The following is a 23163-nucleotide window of genomic DNA, read 5'->3' on the forward strand; positions in this document are numbered from 1 at the left end:
TGAGACGGCGATAGCCGTTTTTTTGTTTATTAGCAGTTTAGTTGTGATACCTTCCTGATGCGATTTTCAGTAACAATCACGAATAAAATTCCCTGAATATAGTATTCACCTTTCGTATATTTGTAACACTTTTAAACATTAATACTCACCCAATGAAAGCAAGATTTGTATTTTTTTTAATTATTGTATTATTAACTAATTACGGCGCATATTCACAGTCGGTAAATGAGGAGGAAGTTGTAAGTTTACCGGATGGAGCAACAGCAGATTCATGGAGCCTGGTTTATAACAAGACGGGAGGCTATGCTTATATAATGTATGATGCAATTTCAAATAAGTACTCAGTATTGTACAACGGAAAGGAATCGGCGCAATATGAATATATATCGAGCTATGATATAAAGTTCGATTCAAGAGGAAACTATTACGTACTTACTTCCACCTTGATCGATCCGGTGAATTATTTCTACAGCTTTACTCTGATAGTAAATGGTGACAGCGTCGCGAGCTTCGATTATGCGGAACCCTATAATGCGTTAATGACAACGAACGACGAATATAAGTTCACTGTCAAAACAGACACAGGCGCAGCGGCACTAACCAAGATAGTAACTTATACTTTGTCAGGCAGTGTAACCGAATCCGAAGGATACACATTTGTAAAGCTGATATACGGAAGTAATATGAACACCGCAAGCCACGACGAAGAGTATGATTTCGATAATATATTCAAGGATAAGGAGGGCAATCCCGGTTATATAGTGTCTGATGGGATTAACGCTTCTATGGTATTCGGCGATAAAGTTATAAAGACCGATTTCACGGATATGGATCAGTCGAGCTTTACATACGATAAGAACGGAGAGCTGACATACGTGGCAAAGATAGGCGGTCAATTTTATTACGTGCCGGGAAATGAGTTCGTGGTACAGGGAAGTAAGAGGTACAAGTCCTTCGATAATGTTTACTCGCAGATATTATTTACCTCAAAGAATGTTCCTGTCTATACAGGAGTAGACATGCTCAGCGAAACTGAATACAGCACGTTTGTCGTAGTGGGTGATGAGAGACAGAAAATATACCTGGATAAAGATAAAAATGAGACAATACCTGGATTTTCAGGAGGACTGTATGACCTGGCTATAGATAGTAAGGATAACATTACTTACTACGGGTCACAACTCGAAACTCAGCCGGAAGGTAAAGAAGCATATTACTCAAAAACTGCATACGTAGTAAATAATGTTGCCGGAAAATTTTATGGCGGGCTTGGGCAGTGGAAGTTTAACGGAGCCGGTGACGGTCTAGCTTCATATAACCCCGGTAAGGATTATTATACGATGGCGCTGTTATATCAAAAAGGCGGAAAGACAAAGCAGTTAAAGAACAGTGAATACAGTTCGATACTCGATTATGGATTTACTAGAGACGGCAAGACATATTATACTGCAATGAAAGAAGGGAATTATGAGCAGAGGGTAAAGCCTCAGTATTATGTATATATAGATAATATTTTAATTGGGAAGTATGAGACGATACTGTATGAAGGTGTCGGTGACAATTTTACTACTATATCGTTTGATGGTCAGGGAAATTATGCTTTTGCAGTGAGCAGTTTCGATTATTATGAAGATGGTCAGGATTATATAGATCCGTCGGCGTATGTTATCACCAATAAAGGAAAACAGGATCCTAAGATATTGTCGAGGAGCGGTTTGAAAGATTTTAATTATATCGACAATATGTTCTACACGTCGAATAACAAGCTTTTTTATATTGGCGGAACAAATGATGTGGTAAACAACAAGAATTACATGGAACTGATAGTCGACGGTAAAAATCTCGAAAAGGTATATTCCAGTATGGCATATCTCAACTATGACAAAGTGAGCAATACTCTGTCATTTGTCGGAGCCAGGGATAACAAAGTGTATAATGTAACGATTACGTTTTAAGAGTTTTGCTCGCGGGACGCTTCGCAGATGTCCATTAGCGAATCCCACGAATATATGCCTGTTTTATGTCCGTCCTTCCAGATGATCTGTACGGCATAATTACCAACAGGTTCAATTTTATCGATCTTATAAAAGCCCGTCGGTTTGTACGGGCTTTTTATTGGTATGTAGTTGTTAAATATTACACTTTCACCCTTACAACTTACGCAGGGACATTCATCCCTCAGAAGTTTGAGCGGAACGTCAAATGTTTCCCCCGTATCCCACGTTATCATTAGAGATTCGTTTTCGGTTCGTTTTAATTTTACGGGATGGTTCATGCTATATATTCCTGTTCTAACTCCGGAGTTACCCCTTCGGGTGTGTCCGGACCGGGTTTCATTTCACGAAGATATTTATATACTACGAACACGTTTACGGTCAATAGTAGTCCCGAAAAAAGGAATACGTACCTGTTTGGAAAATACCGTGTAAAGAGGATACATAGTAGGGGACCGATGAAGTTTCCAAATAGTGTAAAGCTGGATGCAATTCCCATAATACCGCCCTTCCTTTCTTCTGCGATGTGTTTACTAATGTATGAATAAAAGACAGGAACGATACCTCCGATACAGAATCCCAGGAACGCCCTTACCGGGTAAAGGAAAATAATATTATATATAAAAGGGTGGAGCATAAGTGCGATCGCAGCGCCGAATATTGCGACGAGGAGATTCTTCCGGAAACCTTTAATGTCGTTTCTGTTACCCCACCATGGAGATGAAATGACGGTAAAAGCCCCGGTGATACCGAACAGTGTACCTGCAATGGTAGCGACGTACGCAGTTTCCATGTCGAAAGATTCTACATACAACGCAAAGATGGGCTGAGCCATAAAGACCGCTGTTTGCACCACGGTTACACAGAGCATAGCCAGAAGCACACGTTTATTCTTAAAGGTGTATTTGTAATTGTCAAAAACGCTGAAGGGTTTTTGCAGAGGTGACGCAGGCGGTTCTTTTACATTTATTATAATTAGTATTCCGCTTGCTATACAAAATATTGAAGTAATGAAAAATACCGTGCTGTAATGAAACATATCGGACAATAGTCCGCCTACGACAGGACCTATAATAGTACCGGCTGAAATAGACGTCTGAATTATTCCAATGGCGTAACCGGACCTTTCGCGGGGGGTACCTGCAGAGATCAAGCCTAATGAGGAAGCAATAAAACCGCTCACAGCGCCCTGTATCAGTCTGAATATAATAAGTTGTACAACATTCGCGGAAAGTCCTATCAATATCTGTGATAGTGCGAGCCCGAATATTGCTCTTACTACCATGGATTTTTTTCCAACGCGGTCGCCAAGCGCTCCCCAAATTGGGGTCATAATGAATGCCATGATGAAGGGACCGGAAAATGCTAACCCGCTCCATTTCTCTACACTTTCGAGATTGGTCACACCCAGTTCGCGGACATAAAATGGAAGGAAAGGGATCACCATGCTCATTCCTATCATCGCAATGAACTGGGCAATCCACATCGTGTATAAGTTCTTACGCCAAATCTCCATCTATGATATTTCCGGCATCGCCGTGGTAAGTATGTCTAAAACATGATATTCCATAAGATAGTAAAAATTAATACGTGGTATAATTCATTTACAAATCCTATTTTCAAAATTCGTTTATTTTTAAACAAAACTACAGAAATTACCTCTCTATTAGTTAGACAATGGAAAAGACATTAATTTTAAAACTTACCGAGCTTTCGTATAATTTATACTGGTCATGGAACAATGATTTCTATACATTATTCGATGAAATAGACCATGATAAATGGGAATGGAGCACTCACAACCCGGTAAAATTCTTAAATGAGTTTAATACGGACCTTCTGCTGAACATTATTTACAAGAAGAGTCTCGAGAATAAGATAGATGAACTTTATGAGAAGTATCACCAGTACATGGTGGATGAGACGTACTTTAGCAAGAAGTATTTTAAATCACATGACCCTATCATAGCTTATTTTTCTGCTGAGTACGGGATAACGGAATGCTTGAAATTTTATTCGGGCGGTCTCGGAGTCTTATCGGGTGATCATATGAAATCATCATCTGACCTTGGAATACCTCTCGTCGGGGTGGGACTGGCTTACGCGAATGGATATTTTGCTCAGTTACTTGACGAGGAGGGAAGGCAGGTCGAGATATTCGAGGACAATATTTTTGAAAATCTGCCTATGTACCAGCTGAGGGATGATTTTAATAATCCTATAATAATAGAGCTGGGCTTTCCGGGCAGATCGGTGTATGTGAAGACATGGGTCGTGAATGTCGGGAGGACAAAGCTGTACCTGCTTGACACGAACCATGAGCTTAATGAAAAATCGGATAAGCACATTACCGACATACTCTATGGTGGTGATAATGAAAAGCGGATCGAACAGGAAATTGTGCTCGGCATCGGGGGAGTTAGGATACTCAAGAGACTGGGGTATGATATAAAAGCATTCCATTTGAATGAAGGGCACTCAGCGTTTTTATGTGTGGAGCGGATAAAGAACTACATGGAATCCAGAAAGGTGGACTTCGCCGCGGCTAAAGCCGAGTGCTTTAAATCGAATATATTTACGACGCACACGCCTGTGCCGGCGGGATTCGATATTTTCAGCAGGGACCTGATTGATAAATATTTTAAGAAGTATGTAGAATATAGTCTGGGAATAAGTGTAGATACATTTATGGAAGAAGGCGCGCTTCCCGGCAAAGCAAACGGGCACGAATTTAACATGGCTCACCTGGCTATAAATAACTCCAGCCGCGTAAATGGTGTAAGTAAACTTCACGGTGAGGTGTCACGCAAAATGTGGGACCTGCCCCCGGATAGGAACCAGATTACAAACATCACAAACGGTATCCATACGTTGACATTTCTTTCGAAGAACTTTTACGGGCTGTTCGAGGAGCTTTTTGGAAAGGACTGGCATAATAATGAAGAAGTATGGAACAGCATAGAGATCGTCCCGAATGAGCTCATATGGAGTACCCGGGAAAACAGCCGGAAGGATCTTATCAAATATATAAGAACCAAGCTGAAGCTGGACGGTATCATGAAAGGATTCAAAGCTGAGGATGATTATTCCGGGATATTGGACCCGGAAGCCCTTACCCTGGGATTCGCGAGGAGATTCGCCACCTATAAGAGAGGTAATCTTATATTTAAAGACATCGATCGACTGAGAAGGATAGTCGGCAATAGCAAGATGCCGATCCAATTCGTTTTTTCCGGTAAGGCTCACCCAAAGGATGAAGAGGGCAAGAATTTAATTGAGCAGATCGTTGTTAATTCAAAAGACGAGGTTTTAAAGAATAAAGTGGTGTTTTTGGAAAATTATAACCTCGACGTCGCTAAACACCTTGTTAGGGGATGCGATGTTTGGCTTAATAACCCGCGACGTCCAATGGAAGCCTCCGGTACGAGCGGAATGAAGGTAATTCCTAACGGTGGCTTGAATTTCAGCATACTAGATGGATGGTGGAACGAGGCGTATCGCCCCGATTGCGGATGGATGATTGATTCAGCCGATAATTACTCACAGTTGCCGGATGCTGAGAGAGACGAGATAGAGTTAAATTCTTTATTTGATACGCTGGAAGGCGAGATAATTCCGTTATTTTACGACCGAAATACCAATAATATCCCTGAAAAATGGGTGAACAAGATAAAAAATTCGATAAAGTACCTTGCGGGAGTTTACAATACGAATAGAATGGTAAGGGAATACACGGAAGAGCTGTATATGAAGGTGATATATGAGAATAATGGGGTATAGAATGGGCTTTAAATTTAGATTTCAATAGGTTAAACTAACACTTGTTAGTATTTTAGTAACTATTTAGTCCAAGCAGAAAAAACATTTTATGAGATCAGGAATACTACTGTTTCTAGGCGCACTATTGTGTCTGGGCTTAAACACGGCATACTCGCAGTTATCCAGCGACGATAATTTAAAGTCGGTGGTTCCTCCGCCAATGGATTATGTACCATTTACCAATCCTTTTGACGATCCTGTAACGATCAATGGTTTTGATAATTTCTATCTGGGTGTGGATTTTGGTGAGCCTCATATTGTCACCAATCCCAATGACCCGTTAAACAGCATTTGCGCATTTAATACGAACGGAGTACACTATACGCTTGACGGTGAAAACTGGCAAAGGGTTACAGTATCGTTCCCCGGATTCAGTGTGGTAGGTGATCCCGTGCTGGCATTTGACAGTCTGGGTGTATGTCACTATATACAGATATTCCAGAATGGATCGACATACGGTCTTGTCGTAACGAAATCCACCAATAAAGGTGCAAGCTGGTCAGGAGTGAGCCAGGTAGTAGGCACAACAGTTGGATTAACCGATAAGGAATGGATTACAGCAGATAGAAGCGCGGGTCCGTATTCCAATAACCTTTACGTAGGATGGAGACAGTTTGGAACCCAATCGGGAATGAGGTTTGTAAAAAGCACGAATAGTGGCGCGACGTGGTCATCATCGATAACCTTTGCAGACGGGTCGCAGGGTGCTTATGTATGTGTTGGTCCGGGCGGTGCGGTATACTTTGCGTACACCGGAGGAAGCTCAAATTACGTCAGGGTCTCAACTGACGGAGGGTCAACATTTAGCGGTCCAACAAATGCTACAGGCTTTTTTAATCCGGCAGGTAATGTATGCGCAGGAAGACAAACTGTAAAGAATTGTATTAGAACAAATCAATTCCCCCGTATGGCAGTTGATAATAGCTATACTTCATCGAGGGGAAATATATACATGGTTTTCGAAGTGAATCCACCCGGAGCTGATATAGCTGATGTAAACTTTGTAAGGTCGACGAATGGTGGTGTTTCATGGTCAACCCCGGTTAGGGTGAACGATGATGCAACGACAACAGACCAATGGATGGAAGCAATAGACGTCGATAGTAAAACCGGTAAGATATTTATAAGCTGGTTTGACTCAAGGGAGGATCCAACCAATAATTTAATGACTAAAGTTTACGGAACGGTTTCTACCGACGGTGGACTGACATTTACTACAAATGAAGCGATCTCAAACGCAGAGTTTAACCCGAACAATATGGCAGTTGGACAGGGTGGAGGTCAGGCAAATTATATCGGTGATTATTTTGGTATTAGTGCTATCGGTCATACGTCGTATGCGGTGTGGATGGACGGCAGGAATAATTCACTCGGAAGCTACGTAGGTTATTATCCGGATTTTGCAATGACAACAGACAAGGATTTGATCAATATCGGCAATAATCAGACACAAACAGTTACCGTAAAAGGTCCCGGCAAAAAAGGACCATTCACCGGCGGAGTAAAGTTTAATGCAGTTATCGATACGTTACCGGCTTCGGGTTCTATTAACTTCTCATTCCAGAACGGTAAAGATTCAATAACAGCATTCCCGGATTCGGTAAAATTGGATATTTCTACAGTTGGGACAGTCACGCCGGGATTATACAATGTTAAGATTTACGGAAAAGGGACGACGAACGGAACACCGGTTCATAAGAGGACGGTAAGCCTTCTTGTGAATTCATCGGTAATAGGTATACAAACGAACAGAGGAACTGCGATCTCATATACGGTAAACGGAACACCTTACAATACACAACATGACTTCGTATTTGCCAATGGGTCTAATGTAACGATCTCAGCGCCGCCTTTTGTAGAATCGGGATCGACCAAATACGTATTTACAAACTGGTCGAATAGTGGAGATACAACTCAGATACTCAATATATCGCAAAACCTGGATCTGACAGCATCATATAAAGCGCAGTACAAGTTGTTAGTTAATACTACCCAGGGAAATACATTCGGTGGCAATGCTTATTATGATTCGGCGGGCACATTTCAGTTTGGAGTGACATCTACAACAGTGATAAATGGAAACGACACGTTCTACTTTAGAGGATGGAGCGGACTTGGTATTGGCGCTTATACAAGCTCTGATAGTACAGGTCAGGATGACACAGTTAGCTGGACTATGTCAAACCCGATTGTAGAAATTGCGAGATGGTCGGATCAGGTTGGAATAGTACAAATTGGAAGTGAAATACCCGAAAAGTTTGAATTATATCAAAATTATCCGAATCCGTTTAACCCGGAAACCATAATAAGATATGACATTCCAAAGAATGGAAACGTAAGTATCGTTATTTATGATATGCTTGGGAAAGAGGTTACTAGGCTTGTAGATAGATATCAAAATGCAGGCAGGTATGAGGTTAATTTTGACGGTTCCGGCTTCTCGAGCGGTATCTATTTTTACAGGATATCGACAGGAGATTTTGTTCAGGTGCGCAGAATGATATTAGTTAAGTAATTTTACTCATTTAGATAAGAGAGTTTGAATTTTAATTGAGGGCGCATATTATAAAATCTTAAGTATTAACTTTTTATTGTTAAAAACGTAAATACTTATAAAAATTTTAAAATATTTCAATCAATCACAAAAATCGAGACAAATGAAAAAAATTCTACTTGTTGCGGTTTTCATCCTTGGTGTGTTGTCTATAGGACTTCAGGATCAGTATTTTTCCTGGGATGATGACCCTAACCAGGACCACATCCCTTTTGAGATGTTAAATAACCTGCCGGATCATGTAAATGGTCCCTCGGATGTTATAACCGATGAAGACGGTTATGACAATATTTTTCTTGGGATAGATTTTGCGGAGCCTCACATTTCGATGAATCCCCGCAACCCTCTGCAGTCATTTACTGCGTTTAATACAAACGGTACACATGCGACTATTGATGGGTACAATTGGTTTTCAAATAATCCGAATTTTGGAGTTCCCATCTCGGGAGACCCGGTAACTGCCTATGACAGCCTTGGAAACCTATACTATGATAACATGCGTAACTCAGGTGGAAATATAATAGGTACCCAGGTGGCAAGATCTACAAATAACAGTCAGACATGGGTTGGAACTGTCACAGGTAATACAGGTAATGATAAGAACTGGATAGCCGCGGATCAATCGACCGGTCCATATGCAAACAATGTATATGGAACAATGACTCCCGGTAACATTATGAGAAGTACAAATCAGGGAGCGTCCTTTAGTATAGTCGCTTCAGTATCTAATAACCTTCCCGGTATGATGACAGCAGTTGGACCGGACGGAGCGACTTCAGGTGGAAGCGTGTATGTAGTAACGAATACCGGCGGTTCATTTACACCGGTTTATACTTTTTACCGCTCTACAAACGGTGGTAGTTCGTTCGGATTTCAATCCAGCCAGCAATTTGTAAATTATGTAGGTACGGTAGTCGGCGGAAGGCACTCAGTACAAAATATGAGAACAAGACCATATCCTTTTATTACAGCCGATAACAGTTTTGGTCCAAACAGGGGAAGACTTTACCTGGTATATGCAAAGAACGATCCTGATATTGACGGAGCCAAACCAAGCATTTATTGCAGGTACTCAAATGATTTTGGTACAAACTGGTCTAGTCCTGTTAGGGTAAACGATGATGGAAATTATATGTCGAATAATCATTTTATGCCTGCTACATGGTGTGATAAAGAAACCGGAAGACTTTACGTAAAATGGATGGATACCAGAGACTGCCCGACAAGTGACAGTTCTTTGATCTATGCTTCATATTCTACAGACGGTGGTGCAACATTTGTTCAGAATCAAAAAATATCCGGACAGAAATTTAAGATCGATTGCTCGACATGCGGCGGCGGTGGTACACCAAGATACCAGGGTGACTATGATGCTATAACCTCAAATGCTATAACATCATTGATGGTATGGACAGATTTCAGAAATGGAAGTTTTGGAAGCTATGTTGCATACTATCCTGATTTTGCGATGAAAACTAATATTACCGAAGCAAACATAAATAATGGACAGAGCGTAAATATTCAGGTTTCTGTTCCAAGTGTAAAGCAATACGGAAATTCGGTTAAATTTACAGCTTCATTGGATTCTACACCGGTTTCGGGATCGATAAATCTTTCTTTCCAGGGTGGTATAGACTCACTTACATCTTTTCCTGGAAATGTTACACTCGTTGCAACTGCATCAGCTAGTGTCACTCCCGGATTATATCCTGTAAGGATTTCCGGAAGAGGTCCTAATGGAACACCTGTCCACCAGAGAGTTGTAGACCTTTTAGTAAATGCATCGAGAGTAACGGTTCAAACAAACAGGGGAAGCGCAGTAACGTATATGGTGAATGGAACTCCATATAATACCACAAGCTCACATGTTTTTGCAAACGGAAGTAATGTTACTATTTCTGCTCCTCCTTCTGTGACATCAGGCTCGACAAAGTATATATTTAATAACTGGTCAAACAGCGGTGATACAACTCAGATACTCAATGTATCTCAAAATATAGAACTTACTGCTAATTATAAGATAGCATTCCAGCTGCTGGTCAATTCTTCTCAAGGGCATACCTTCGGAGGTGGACAGTTTTATGATTCAGCATCTACATTTGTTTTTGGTGTAACAGACAAGAAAGTAATCAACGGTAACGATACCTTTTACTATAGAGGCTTTAATGGTCTCGGAGTAGGAGCTTATACAAGCCCTGATAGTAATGGCACAGATGATAGCATTTCTTGGAATATAAGCAATGCTGTCGTAGAACTCGCAAGATGGACACTGGATCCTCCACCAATAGGAATCCAGCAGATAAGTTCTGAAATACCTAATAAATTTGATCTTTATCAGAACTATCCGAATCCGTTCAATCCGGAAACCAAGATCAGGTATGACCTGGCGAGAAATACGGATGTACATGTGGTAATATACGATATATTAGGTAAACAGGTCGGAGAACTTGTAAACCAAAAGCAAAATGCCGGAACGTATGAAGTGAGCTTCGACGGATCGCAATTTGCCAGCGGAATTTATTTCTATAAGATAGTAACTAACGAATTTGTTCAGGTAAAGCGAATGCTGCTGGTCAAATAATTATACAATAAAGACTTTATTAAACCCCGTCCGGATTTCATTCGGACGGGGTTTTTTACTTGCGTATATAAGTTTATAAATTGTTACAGAAAATTAATTTGTGTAATTTCGTAAGATGAAAGAGAAAATACGAATAGCTTCGGGACAGGGATTCTGGGGAGATCTCATAGATGCCCCGGTAAAACAAGCCTCACAGGGAGAGATAGACTACCTTGTTATGGATTACCTTGCAGAGGTGACAATGTCCATACTTCAAAAGCAAAAATTAAAAGATCCGAATTTGGGTTACGCGCGGGATATTCCTCCATTAATGGAGAGATTGCTACCCTTGATGAAGGAGAAGAAGTTCAAAATAATCACGAATGGCGGCGGTGTAAATCCGGTAGCATGCAAAGATGCTATTTTCGAAGTGGCTAAGAAGCTGGGGATAACGGACATAAAGATCGGAATAGTTTTGGGCGACGATATACTTGGCAGGATAGATGAGCTAATAGCAAATGGCATCGAGCTGAATAACATGGAAACCGGCGAAAGTGTAAAAACCATAAAAGATGAAGTCATCAGCGCAAACGTTTACCTTGGAGCTGCGGGAGTTGTCGAAGCATTGAAGCAAGGTGCGGATATTGTCATGACTGGACGAGTGACCGATACAGGCCTAACACTTGCACCAATGATATATGAATTTGGGTGGGATATGAACAATTGGGACCTAATGGCGGCGGGAACTGTAGCAGGGCACATACTGGAGTGTGGAGGACAGGCTAGCGGGGGGAATTTCCATGGGGACTGGCGGAGTGTACCAGATATGGCGAGAATAGGCTTTCCGATAGCGGAGGCGTATCCGGACGGAAGTGTTGTCATTACGAAGCACGAGGGCACGGGCGGACTGGTGAGTGAGGAGACAGTAAGTGAGCAGCTGGTGTATGAGATAGCGGACCCGAAGGACTATATTACGCCGGACTGTGTGGCGGATTTTACTTCGATCCATCTAGAAAATGCGGGAAAGGACAGAGTAAGAGTTTATGGCGTAAAGGGTTTCCCGGCTACAGAATTCTATAAGGTTTCAATGTCGTATCTCGACGGTTACACGGCGTTTGGGAATCTCACTTATTGCTGGCCAGACGCGCTCGAGAAGGCTGAGGCGGCTGATAAGATATTGAGGACACGTCTGGACGATCTCGGGTTGAAATTCGATGAGATCAGGACGGAATTCCAGGGATATAACGCATGCCACGGACCGCTTGCCCGTAAGATAGATGATCCTAACGAAGTAGTATTAAGGGTAGGGGTAAGGTCGCATGATTATAAGACAATAGAAAGGTTTGGGAAGGAGATAGCTCCATTGATATTGACGGGACCGCCGGGAGTGACAGGATTTTCGGGCGGGAGACCGCGTCCTTCGGAGGTTGTTGCATACTGGCCGGCACTTATTCCAAAAACAGAAGTAAAACCGCAAGTAATAGTAGAATCTTTATAATTTAAATTACCTGATGGAAAGAATTCTTGTTATCGGGGCTTCAGGGCAAATCGGCTCCGAGCTTACATTAGAGTTAAGAAAAAAGTATGGAAATGACAGTGTATATGCAACAGATATTAAAGATGCGCACATAGACATAAAGGAGTCCGGACCGTTTCACATCCTAGACGTACTTCACTCAGAAAAACTAAACAGCCATGTAATCGAGAACGAAATAGACCAGGTATATCTGTTGGCGGCGGTATTATCCGGAAAAGCGGAGAGCATACCGCAAAAGGCATGGGATATAAATATGAAGAGCCTGATGACGATACTAAACCTTGCAAAGGACGGGAAAATCAAGAAAGTATTCTGGCCAAGTTCGATAGCGGTATTTGGCCCTTCAACCCCTAAGGATGAAACTCCCCAGGTAACAATTACAGAGCCGAATACGGTTTACGGGATAAGCAAGCTTGCCGGAGAGAGGTGGTGTGAATATTATAATGCAAAATACGGAACGGATGTAAGGAGCATCAGATACCCGGGGCTTATCAGTTACAAGACAGAACCGGGAGGAGGTACAACGGATTATGCGGTTGAAATATTTTATGAGGCAATTAAAAACGGGAAATACGAGTGCTTCCTTTCCAAAGATACCAAACTTCCAATGATGTTTATGCCAGATGCTCTAAATGCGACAATGGAGCTAATGGAGGCGGACCCGGATAAGCTAACAATAAGATCGGGATATAATATCGCCGGGTTCAGCTTCAGCCCGGAGGAAATCGCAAATGAGATAAAAAAGCACATTCCGGGATTTGAGATAACGTATAAACCCGATTTTAGGCAAAGCATAGCGGATTCCTGGCCCAAGAGTATAGATGACAGTATAGCAAGAAGAGATTGGGGCTGGAGACATTCTTACGAGCTTTCAAAGATGACGGAAATAATGTTAAAGGAGGTGAAAAGTAAGCTTGGGGTATGATAAAGCATTTCGAAAATCTTCAGAGTCATACCAGAGGATTATTATACATATCCTTCACCGCGTTTTTATGGAGTTCGAGCGGTTTATTCATTAAAGTCCTCACCCTGGATGCGTTCCAGATCTCATTTTACAGGTCTGCGATCGCCGGTCTTACAATCCTTATAATAACTTTCCTTCGTAACAAAAAGCCTAAATTCGAAACAGACATAATTTCCAATCTTTGCGCGATCTCTTATTCGGCTATATTAATTTTTTTTGTTCTTGCCACCAAAATGACTACTGCGGCTAACGCAATCTTTCTTCAATTTACAGCTCCGATATATTTATTATTCCTCGAGCCCATATTCCTGAAAACGAAGTTTAAATCCCGTGACCTAGTAACGATATTATTCTGTATAGCCGGTATGGTGTTATTTTTTTTCGGCAGGCTGGATATGGGAAGTATTTACGGTAATCTTCTGGCAATATTATCAGGGATAAGTTTTGCGTTCTTTTCATTATTCCTGAAATGGAAGAAACAGCTCCACGGCTCAACAAATACAATAAATAACCTGATCGTAGGGAATTTTCTCGTTTCATTAATATGTCTTCCACTAGTATTCGATAAGCTGGCATTGACGGGTACTGAGTTTCTTATATTATTATATATGGGAGCAATACAGATCGGTGTGAGCTATATGATATTCAATGAAGGCATAAAGTATATCAGCGCCACGGAGAGCATGATAATAGCTATGCTGGAGGCAATATTCAATCCTATCTGGGTTTTCCTTGGAATAGGGGAGAAGCCGTCGGGGTTTGCCATTATCGGAGCGGGAATAATCTTCGCTGCTATATTAGTTCACAATATAAGGTCATCCCGAAAAGCAAAGATGCTTATAGTCGAGTAGATCAGTCAAAGAATAGGAAGTAAATCAATCCCGCAATAGCCCCCTGCATTACAATAAGAGATATTAAGGAGTATGTATCATTCCTGTTAGTTTTATCCAGGTCTGTCTTATCGAAGGTTTGCCTGTATAGATCGTAGGAATTATTAGCGGTATTTTTGAAGTAAATAGCAGACGCGGCTCCGAGGAGCGCTCCGGCACCAAATGAGCCAATAGCAAGAAAGTTTCTATCCGATTTAAAGTTGGTCTTTTTATTTTTATAGACAACCGGGGCCGTTTGTCCGTAGCGGTTTTCAGTTAGTTTAACAAAAATATTCCTCAGAGTATCATTACCGGAAAGGTCAAAAAGATAATCTTTGTACTCATCCTTTTTAAAGGTCAGTATACCGGACAACGGGTCTTCCGTTTGTATTCTCAAAGGTGTTAAGCCGAGGAATTTATCATTATTATAGACGCTTGTATTATAAGGATCCGAATCAATGAAGTAAAATTCCGAAAAGTTAATGTCCAGTAATGTATCCGATAATATTTCAATTTCTCTTTTGTAGTTCTCGACCTCCCATTTATTTGAGGACGAGGGGTTAAATATGCTCAGAGTATATATACCGGGCGCGACCTTATAGTTATTCACGGGCGGATTGCCCAGACTAGTACTATCGAGGAAAAGCTTGGCATTTTCGATATTACAAAATATACTTAGCGAGACAGTGCCGGATGAATCCTGTCCATAAATATTGCCAGAGTATAATACAAACAAACCAAGTATTATCGATAGCAGTTTGCTCATTGTGTGTCCTCCTTACTTCTGAAACAGTAGATACTCTTATCTTCGGATGCCACAAAGAGAAAATTTTTCCAGATCAAAGCTGTGCTTCTAATTCTTCCTTCGGTAGTGTAATTCCACAGTCTATTGCCGGAATTTGCATCTAGGCAATAGAAATTCATGTCAAATGAGCCGATGAAAATCTTGTTTTTATGAACAACAGGAGAAGCCCATATAGTGCCGTTGGTTCTGAATTTCCATTTTTCGTCACCATTATGTGTGCTTAAAGAATAAACATATCCATCGACTCCGGCAATTATAACATTATCTTCATAGAAGGAAGAGGATGCTTTGAAAGAGGTGTTCATTCTTTTTTTCCAGATGAGAGTTCCGTCAAGTCCGAGGCAGTAGAAATTCCCGTCATCGGATCCGATATAGATCTTTCCGTCTTTAATGGAAGCATCGGCATAGATAGGTCCGCCGGTCTTAAATTCCCAGAGGTCCTGTCCTGTTAATAAATCGATACCGTAAAGACTGCCATTTGTATTACCTATAACGACAATCGAGTCATATAGAGCCGGTGTTGTATAAAACGCTTTCGGTGAGGAAAATTTCCCTGTACCGGAATATGTCCATAAAATCGTTCCGTTCTTTTTGTCAAGACTATAAACTTTGTTATCGACAGAGCTTACGAGGAGCTTATCATCGTATAAAACAGGTGAGGTTTTTGACATACCTATATCACGTGACCATAGCTCAGTACCCTGCTCTATATTATAGCTGATAATGGAATTCTTTTTGTCGCCGTCGAACGTAACTATAATGCCTTTTCCGAATATGGCGGGTGTACCGAACGCTCCCTTTCCTAAGTTGGTTATCCGACCGAGACTTTTTCCGGTCGCGATATTCATAGCAAAAATCTCTCCCCTGAGTGTGGAAGCAAAAAGTACTCCATCGCTGGCAGATAGACAGTTATTAGAAAAGCCGGCGTCGGCGTTATAGTCCCAAAAAAGCACGAATGGGGGCTCAAGAGGATAATTGGATCTCGATATATTGGTATGCGCCGGATTGGCTCCTACAATGAGCCAGTCTTCATTTTCATTGATCTCTATGTTCTCTTTTATCTCAATAGATGAGCAGGAGCTCAAGACGAAAATAAGAACAGGAATGTATATGAAACGGGCGATTTTCATTATAAATGGTTTAAATCAATAACTCACAATATAATATAAAAAATCCCCCATTTAGGATATGACAAATCGAGTATATGAAAAAAAATGTGTTTTTATTCTGTGAGTAAAGTGTAAAAAGGGTTAAATTTTGGGGTGTAAAATTGGGTCAGAGGGAGCTAATAATATATCCGAAAATTAGACTTATGTAAATGGCATTCAGCAGTGTCAAAAATTTTTTCCTATATGTCTATTTACTTGCTTTAAAACCCAATAATCTCTAACTTAATTTCGAATTCGGCTTGTAAAAGCCGGATGCCAAAAAGGGAATAAAGACTAAAGGAGAAAAATTAATGAACGACTTCGACGATCTGGGGTTTTTCGATGAAGAAGGCGACGGACAGGATGGAAACAGGTCAGGGGGGAATAAGAAGGGTCAGGATTCAGATAACGAAGACTTCAGCAATTTCAAGTACGATTCGGAATCGCTTGAAGAGTATATAACCTCGCTCTATGAGGAACAGGATTATGAAAAGGCGCTAAAATATGTCAATATTCTTTTAGAGCTGTATCCATATTCAACGGACGGATATCATAAGAAAGCGCTTATACTGGATGGATTGGGAAGATATGAAGAATCTTTGATCTACTACGACAAAGCCATATCTCTAAATCCAACCGATATGGAAATCCTCTTAAATAAAGCCATAACTTTAGATAATAGTGAGAGCTATGACCAGGCAATCGAGCTATTCAAAGATGTATTGAACATGGAACCGAACAATTCAGATGCCTTATTTAACATGGGATTAACCTATGAAAGGATCGAGAAATTCGCTGAGGCGGCAGAGTGTTTCGAAAATGTAATAAAGATAGAGAGCAATCATAAAGACGCATATTATGAGCTGGGTTATTGCTATGATTTTCTGGAAAGGTTAGAAGATTCCTTAAAATCATACGAAAAGCACCTGGAGCTGGCTCCAATGAATTACAATGCGTGGTACAACAAAGGAATAGTTCTCAACAGGCAGGGAAGATTTTTGCGGGCAATCGAGAGTTACGAGATGTGCCTCGCGATAAAGGAGGATTTTGCTTCAGCGTGGTATAATTGCGGAAACGCATACGCATCGCTGGGCAGACTGTACAAAGCTATCGAGTATTATAAAAAGGCGTTGACATATAAGAAGGATGATTCATATTCTTATCATAATATTGCTAATGCCTTCGAAGAGCTCGGAAACTACAGGGATGCCATATACTACTTCACAAAGGCGATAAACCTGGAAGCAGGGAATTACGAGTCATTCTTTGGAAGAGGCAACTGCTATTATAATCTGAACGAATACGAACTAGCACTTTCGGATTATAATTCAGCAATAGCGCTCTGCAAGGATTACTCGGAAATATGGTATTCTAAAGCAGATACAGAGATTGCTCTTAACAGGCTGAATGACGCGCTCGACAGCTATAGAAAGGTTGTAAAGCTGGAATCCAGGAATTATGATGCCTGGTATGATTACGGCTGTGCGCTTTATGACGCGAAGAAGTTCGATAAAGCCATCGACGCATTTAATAATGTGATCAAATTTAAGCCAGACTGGGCTGAGCCGTTTTACGAGAAGGCAAAAGTGTACTTTATCAGCGGTGACCTGGAAAAGGGTATAGATATGCTGGAGAGTGCATTCAGGATAAACCCAAAGGACAGGTTCGAGTATAATTTTGAGCACGATTGGGGACGAGTGCTGAATTTCCTAATGCGAAGGCAGACCAATCACTGATCAATTCTTCATTTTCACTTCAAATAGTTTGTGATCCTTGATCTGAAGGATGCGTTTATCCTTCATTCTTCTTACTATTTCGAAATTGTGTGTAGAGAAAATAACGGAAGTCCCGAGGAAATTTATATCCACGAGGAGGTTTAGGATCTCGACGGCGATGAAGGGATCGAGGTTTCCGGTAGGCTCGTCGGCGAGGATGAGTAATGGGTCATTTACGATGGCACGGGCAATGGCTACGCGCTGTCTCTCACCGCCAGAGAGGTCATACGGCAGTTCATTTAGTTTGTCCAGTAAGCCTACTTTTGAAGCGCAGTCGTAAACGCGTTTTTTTATGAGCTCGGGATTTTGACCTTCGATGTACAATGGGAGGGCGATGTTTTCGAAGATATTCCTGTCATTAAGGAGCTTAAAGTCCTGGAAGATTATGCCAATCTTTCTCCTTAGGTAAGGGATGTCCATTTTATCCAGCTTGCGGGATTCATATTCGTCGAAGATGACATTTCCGCTATTTGGCGCTTCCTCATGGTAAATCAGCTTCATTAAAGTGGTTTTTCCGATGCCACTCTCGCCTACAATAAATACAAATTCTCCTTTATCAATGAAACAGCTTATATTTTCAAAGAGAGTTTTTGAGTTGTAGGAAAATGATACGTCTTCAAATTTCAGCATTAGGTGATTTTTGTCAATTTGTCTGCCAGCTTTATTGCTTCAAGTGTGCTATTGGGATCTGCAATACCTTTTCCGGCGATGTCAAACCCGGTTCCGTGATTTGGGGAAGTGCGTATAAGGCTAATTCCACCGGTATAATTAACTCCTTTATTCTTCGATATCATTTTAAACGGGATGAGTCCCTGATCATGGTACATTGCAATCGTTGCATCGAACTTTTTATACATCCCCGATGCAAAATATCCGTCAGCGGGAAAAGGACCCTCAACGTTAAATCCAGCATCTTTTAATCCTTTTATGGAAGGAATAATCTTATCGATTTCAGTCGTACCAAGCATACCTCCGTCTCCAGCGTGAGGATTCAAAGCCAGTATTCCAATCTTCGGATGTTTTATCCCAAAATCCTTCACTAAAGAATTATTAATAATTATCGTCTTTTGAATAATCAGTTTTTTGGAAAGAGCTTTACTTACGTAACTTAAGGGAATATGTACAGTAATTAAAGATAAAATCAGACCTTGTGAATACATGATCATGGCTGTCGATCCGTCCCCGGCAAGATCAGCCAGCATTTCTGTATGCCCGGGATAATGATACCCAGCTTTATTAAATGCTTCTTTTGAAATGGGCAATGTCACCATAGCGTCAAACTCTTCGGTCAGACAAAGCTCTATGGCTTTTTTGATAGCGGTGCCCGATAGTTTCCCAGCCAGGCTATCGATCTTTCCGGGATTAGTATGAAATTTTTTCCCATCAGTAATGTCAATAACCTTTCCGGCATTAATTTTTGGAAGTTTTAATCTGTTTGCATATTGATCGAGTATACTTTTTGATCCAACAACATGGAGATCGAATTCAGAGGTATTTTTTTTGTTTGAAAAGATCTTGAGTATGATCTCAGGTCCAATCCCGTTAGGATCTCCAATGGTGAGAAGGATACGCGGTTTACTTAATCTCGGCTTCATCCTTTACTTCAATAATTTCCGCATCCGCCCAAAGCCCTTCGAGGTTATAGAATCTCCGGGTTTCATTAAGGAATATATGGACAACTACGTTAACATAATCCATAAGTACCCAGCTGAGGTTGTTCAAACCTTCATTATGCCAGGGTTTCTCTCCCATCTTACCGGTTTCATCTTTAATATGATTGGCTATCGCTCTAACCTGTGTATCCGAGGAGGCGGAGCATATTACAAAATAATCTACAACTGTGGTGATATCCCTAATGTCAAAAATCTTTACATCTTCTCCTTTTTTATCAAGCATCAACTGCGCAATCTTTTCGGCGAGTTCTTTTCCTTTCATTAGTTAGTTTTCTTTTTTAAAAACGGAGTTAATTCTTTATAGTCTTTCCCAATTACAACGGTAGCATCTATTAGCAATTCTTTATTGATCTGCTGAATGACATTTTTATCACTAATACCGAGTGCAGTAGCAATCTTTTTACAGTTTTGTTTATTTCCCTTTCTATCCAGTATCAGGCTTTTTTCCTGATCTTCGGTATTAAAGTTACCCATTTCAACTACATCAAAACCTTTTTCTCTAAGAAAGTCGGTAAATAATTTTGCTACACCGTCTTCACCTGTACCATTTCTCACGTCCAGCTGCATCGTAAGATTTGGCTGGTTAGTGATCTTATTGGTTGTGTCGGTGATCTCGACGGGTTTTTTGTTCTTTGAGGAAACCGATTTGCTTACAATCGAAAAAACAAGATATCCACAAACCAAAAGCAAAGCCAGTATAGAAAAGTTCAGAACAGCATTTGTGATCTTTTTTTTACTGCTATCTTTAGGACCGGTTTTTGCCATTTAAATAAAAAACCGAGAACAAAACTTATTCCCGGTATATAATTTTTTAACAATTCATTGGAAAATTAATATCCCAATCCGTACCTGTCTCTGTATCCGAAATCGTAAAGTGAATTCTTAAGGTTTCTATACTCAATTTTTAAGTATGAGTTATCCGAAATTTTATAGTCGAGAGAAAGTCTTGATAAGTTGATCCCCGAAAGATCTTTTTGCAACTGTTCAGAATAGGCAGAACCATAAATCGAATTTGCATACGGAGAATACTGCAGGCTAATGTCTGCTGAAACAGATAACTTATCATTGAATTTATAATTCATTGAATTTATGTATGAAGTAACAGAAGCGTCACCGTAAGCCGAACTTATTACAGAAACCTCAAACCTATGGTTCATTGAAAAATTATTTGGATTGAAGATACCGAGTATAAGGTTGTTGGTGGAATTGTTAAGTTCTTTTTTTGAATCCCCATCAATTAATTGGGCATTTAATATACCTGCGGAAAAAATGACAAATAAAACACCTACGACTATTCTTTTCATATGCATAAAGTTTAATTACCTAAAATTCATAATTTTAAAGCCAATTGTCAATGATAAAATCCTTTAAAGGTTATAAAATAAAAGCCCTGCTAAAACAAATAGACAGGGCCTTGCATGTGGGGGAATAAATAAAACTCTATAGATTATTTGATCAAAAGCATTTTTCTTGATTCAATTCCAAACTTTGTTTCAATGGTATAAAAGTAAATACCTGATGATAGCGCCTCTCCTGATGAAGTTTTTGCATTCCATACAGCTTCATATGTTCCAGCCGAAAGATCCTGATTTAGCAATTCGTCTATTTTTTGTCCCAGTGAATTAAAAATGGACAGTTTTACATTGGTATTACCGGGGAGAGAATATCTTATTTTTGTAGAAGGATTGAACGGATTCGGGTAGTTTTGCTGAAGAGCAAACTTTTCAGGCACCGAGCTAATCTGCGCAATTCCTACTGATTGTTTAACTATAAAGGATTGGGTTGGAGTGAATGGCGAACCAGAGAACGAATTATCTATACTTTGTACACTCCAGTAGTAAGTTCCCGGTGGAAGGTTTTTCAGCCACCAGCTTGTATTGTTATCAACGTTTCCCCTTACAGGCATCTTAACGAATCCAGTTTGAACATTTGCATTTGGAGCCATTATCTCACAGCCATCGGGAGTTGTACCAACTCTTAAATTATATGTAAGTGATTTTGGAGAAGAATTATTGTCGAATCCCGGAAGCCATTGTATCCTAATCATACTGTCACTGCCATTATCAATGGATGTTGTAAGACCCTTAGGTTCGACAGGGATCGAATTAGGGTAGTCACTATGATTAATATAAACGCGAGTTACATCATTTGATTTATTATCCAGCCCTGCAATAATCACATCCAGATCGTTATCGTTATCATAATCACCCCAGGCACCTGACGTATTGGTAAGACTTAAAAATGGTGCATTAGTTATTTCGGTAAATGATAAAGATCTATTCAGGTACACTTTCGTTGTCCTATTCATAGATGTATAAATATCATTTAGAACACCGCCTGAAATGAGAATATCATTTTTGCCGTCATTATCGCAGTCGCCCCAGACACCTATTCCTTTATGAATACCTACTATCTGGCTTTCCACGGGCGAAAAGTTTAATCCGCCCTGGTTTCTATATATTTTGGTAACACTTGTCGGAGAATTTTCGCTATCAGGGTCTTGTGACAGCCCGGTAAGCAGTATGTCAGAGTTGCCGTCACTATCGTAGTCGCCCCATGATATATAGGAATTATAGACTCCAAGCAACCCTAAGTCAACTTCTTTAAAACCGTTCTTTGAATTATTAAGATATACTTTTGTATTAATGCTGTTGGTTGAGTTGATAGTTCGTTTGCCGGATAAAATTATATCCATATCCTGATCTTTGTCTACGTCACAAACAGTGACCGAGCCACCGTAAGCAGGTGTAATAGATATCGACTTTTCGTAAAAGACTCCGTCTTTATTCTCATAAAAATTGGCCGAGACTTGATTATACAGGTCAAGTCCGGTAGTGAAAATATCCAGGTCACCGTCGTTGTCAAAATCGATCCAGTTTGCAGTGCCATTAAAAACGCCTTTGAATCCAAAATCAACTGGAGTGAAACCTTCCGGCATATTATTTTTATAGATCTTACAAATAACGGAACCTTGTAATTGATCGACCATTCCTATTAATAACAAGTCGGGGTCACCATCATTATCGTAATCGCCCCAGTCTGCCGAACCATAGTTAACAGGCGGGAAATATAATTTTGAATTAGTAAAATGTGTTCCGGCTTGATTAAGGTATATCGTGCAGAATGCATTTTTACTGCCGGAGTTTGATCCACTAATAAAAATATCGAGGTAATCATCGCCATTCACATCAACCCACTTAACAGTACCGCCTGAAGATCCCTCTAAATCAATAAATGAATCAGTGAAATTCTGTGCCAGAAGTATATTACAGGAGAATGCCAATAATATAAGAGTGACAAAAAGGAATTTTGTCATACCGGGATATGTTATAACTTTTTTCTCCATAGTTTTATTTCTTAGGTAATCCTGACGACTAAAAGTTAAGTGATTTTAATACAAATCTAAAGTAAAATATGATTTAATATCAAGAAAAAGATTCCAAAACATAGGAGTCGCTCACTCGT

Annotated in this window: 18 protein-coding genes; 8 read left to right on the forward strand and 10 right to left on the reverse strand. The window is 40.3% G+C overall.

The features are described 5' to 3' along the window. Positions 1–152 precede the first annotated feature (152 nt). Positions 153–1955, forward strand: a complete 1803-nt coding sequence (locus H6614_11430) for a hypothetical protein (protein MCB9244278.1) — start codon at positions 153–155, stop codon at positions 1953–1955. On the opposite strand, the gene H6614_11435 is transcribed toward H6614_11430, so the two are convergent. Further along, entirely contained in the window at positions 1952–2275 is a 324-nt protein-coding gene (locus H6614_11435; GenBank protein MCB9244279.1) for a DUF971 domain-containing protein, read from the reverse strand. The genes H6614_11430 and H6614_11435 overlap by 4 nt on opposite strands. Next, a complete protein-coding gene (locus H6614_11440) occupies positions 2272–3510 on the reverse strand; it encodes an MFS transporter (protein ID MCB9244280.1) in 1239 nt (412 codons plus the stop codon). The genes H6614_11435 and H6614_11440 overlap by 4 nt, the downstream gene beginning before the upstream one ends. 161 nt (positions 3511–3671) lie before the next feature. Between H6614_11440 and glgP the strand changes: the two genes are divergently transcribed. The 6 genes from glgP (at position 3672) to H6614_11470 (ending at position 14279) form a co-directional block, all read left to right on the forward strand. Continuing rightward, a complete protein-coding gene (gene glgP / locus H6614_11445; protein MCB9244281.1) occupies positions 3672–5774 on the forward strand; it encodes an alpha-glucan family phosphorylase in 2103 nt (700 codons plus the stop codon). Positions 5775–5862: 88 nt separating this feature from the next. Then, positions 5863–8328, forward strand: a complete 2466-nt coding sequence (locus tag H6614_11450) for a T9SS type A sorting domain-containing protein (protein ID MCB9244282.1) — start codon at positions 5863–5865, stop codon at positions 8326–8328. Positions 8329–8470: 142 nt separating this feature from the next. Then, entirely contained in the window at positions 8471–10948 is a 2478-nt protein-coding gene (locus tag H6614_11455) for a T9SS type A sorting domain-containing protein (protein ID MCB9244283.1), read from the forward strand. A gap of 115 nt (positions 10949–11063) precedes the next feature. After that, a complete protein-coding gene (locus tag H6614_11460; GenBank protein MCB9244284.1) occupies positions 11064–12425 on the forward strand; it encodes a DUF1446 domain-containing protein in 1362 nt (453 codons plus the stop codon). Between the two features lie 10 nt (positions 12426–12435). After that, entirely contained in the window at positions 12436–13389 is a 954-nt protein-coding gene (locus H6614_11465; GenBank protein MCB9244285.1) for an NAD-dependent epimerase/dehydratase family protein, read from the forward strand. Then, positions 13386–14279: an EamA family transporter gene (locus H6614_11470; protein ID MCB9244286.1), complete on the forward strand. Its 894-nt coding sequence runs from the start codon at positions 13386–13388 to the stop codon at positions 14277–14279. Before H6614_11465 ends, H6614_11470 begins: the two co-directional genes overlap by 4 nt. 1 nt (position 14280) lies before the next feature. Here H6614_11470 and H6614_11475 read toward each other — a convergent pair whose 3' ends face one another. Together H6614_11475 and H6614_11480 are read right to left on the reverse strand one after the other, a co-directional pair. Continuing rightward, positions 14281–15063, reverse strand: coding sequence for a hypothetical protein (locus tag H6614_11475; protein ID MCB9244287.1), 783 nt, complete (start codon positions 15061–15063; stop codon positions 14281–14283). Beyond that, positions 15060–16232: a PQQ-like beta-propeller repeat protein gene (locus H6614_11480; protein ID MCB9244288.1), complete on the reverse strand. Its 1173-nt coding sequence runs from the start codon at positions 16230–16232 to the stop codon at positions 15060–15062. Before H6614_11480 ends, H6614_11475 begins: the two co-directional genes overlap by 4 nt. Positions 16233–16561: 329 nt before the next feature. On the opposite strand from H6614_11480, the gene H6614_11485 reads away from it, so the two are divergent. Then, entirely contained in the window at positions 16562–17986 is a 1425-nt protein-coding gene (locus H6614_11485; GenBank protein ID MCB9244289.1) for a tetratricopeptide repeat protein, read from the forward strand. Here H6614_11485 and H6614_11490 read toward each other — a convergent pair whose 3' ends face one another. The 6 genes from H6614_11490 to H6614_11515 form a co-directional block, all read right to left on the reverse strand. Beyond that, positions 17987–18655, reverse strand: coding sequence for an ATP-binding cassette domain-containing protein (locus H6614_11490; GenBank protein MCB9244290.1), 669 nt, complete (start codon positions 18653–18655; stop codon positions 17987–17989). Continuing rightward, positions 18655–19620 carry a 4-hydroxythreonine-4-phosphate dehydrogenase PdxA gene (gene pdxA, locus H6614_11495; protein MCB9244291.1) on the reverse strand — a complete coding sequence of 322 codons (966 nt, stop codon included), beginning with the start codon at positions 19618–19620 and terminating at the stop codon, positions 18655–18657. Before pdxA ends, H6614_11490 begins: the two co-directional genes overlap by 1 nt. Further along, positions 19601–19960, reverse strand: a complete 360-nt coding sequence (rsfS, locus tag H6614_11500) for a ribosome silencing factor (protein ID MCB9244292.1) — start codon at positions 19958–19960, stop codon at positions 19601–19603. Before rsfS ends, pdxA begins: the two co-directional genes overlap by 20 nt. Then, complete coding sequence (locus H6614_11505) at positions 19960–20463, reverse strand: LytR C-terminal domain-containing protein (protein MCB9244293.1); 504 nt, start codon at positions 20461–20463, stop codon at positions 19960–19962. Before H6614_11505 ends, rsfS begins: the two co-directional genes overlap by 1 nt. A gap of 65 nt (positions 20464–20528) precedes the next feature. Next, on the reverse strand, positions 20529–21002 hold the full coding sequence (locus tag H6614_11510) for a hypothetical protein (GenBank protein ID MCB9244294.1): 474 nt from the start codon (positions 21000–21002) through the stop codon (positions 20529–20531). A 143-nt stretch (positions 21003–21145) separates the two neighbouring features. After that, complete coding sequence (locus H6614_11515) at positions 21146–23044, reverse strand: T9SS type A sorting domain-containing protein (GenBank protein MCB9244295.1); 1899 nt, start codon at positions 23042–23044, stop codon at positions 21146–21148. Positions 23045–23163: the final 119 nt, after the last annotated feature.

The sequence above is a fragment of the Ignavibacteriales bacterium genome, assembly GCA_020635255.1.
In the GTDB taxonomy this organism is placed as follows: Bacteria; Bacteroidota; Ignavibacteria; order Tepidaquicellales; family Tepidaquicellaceae; genus JAEYVS01.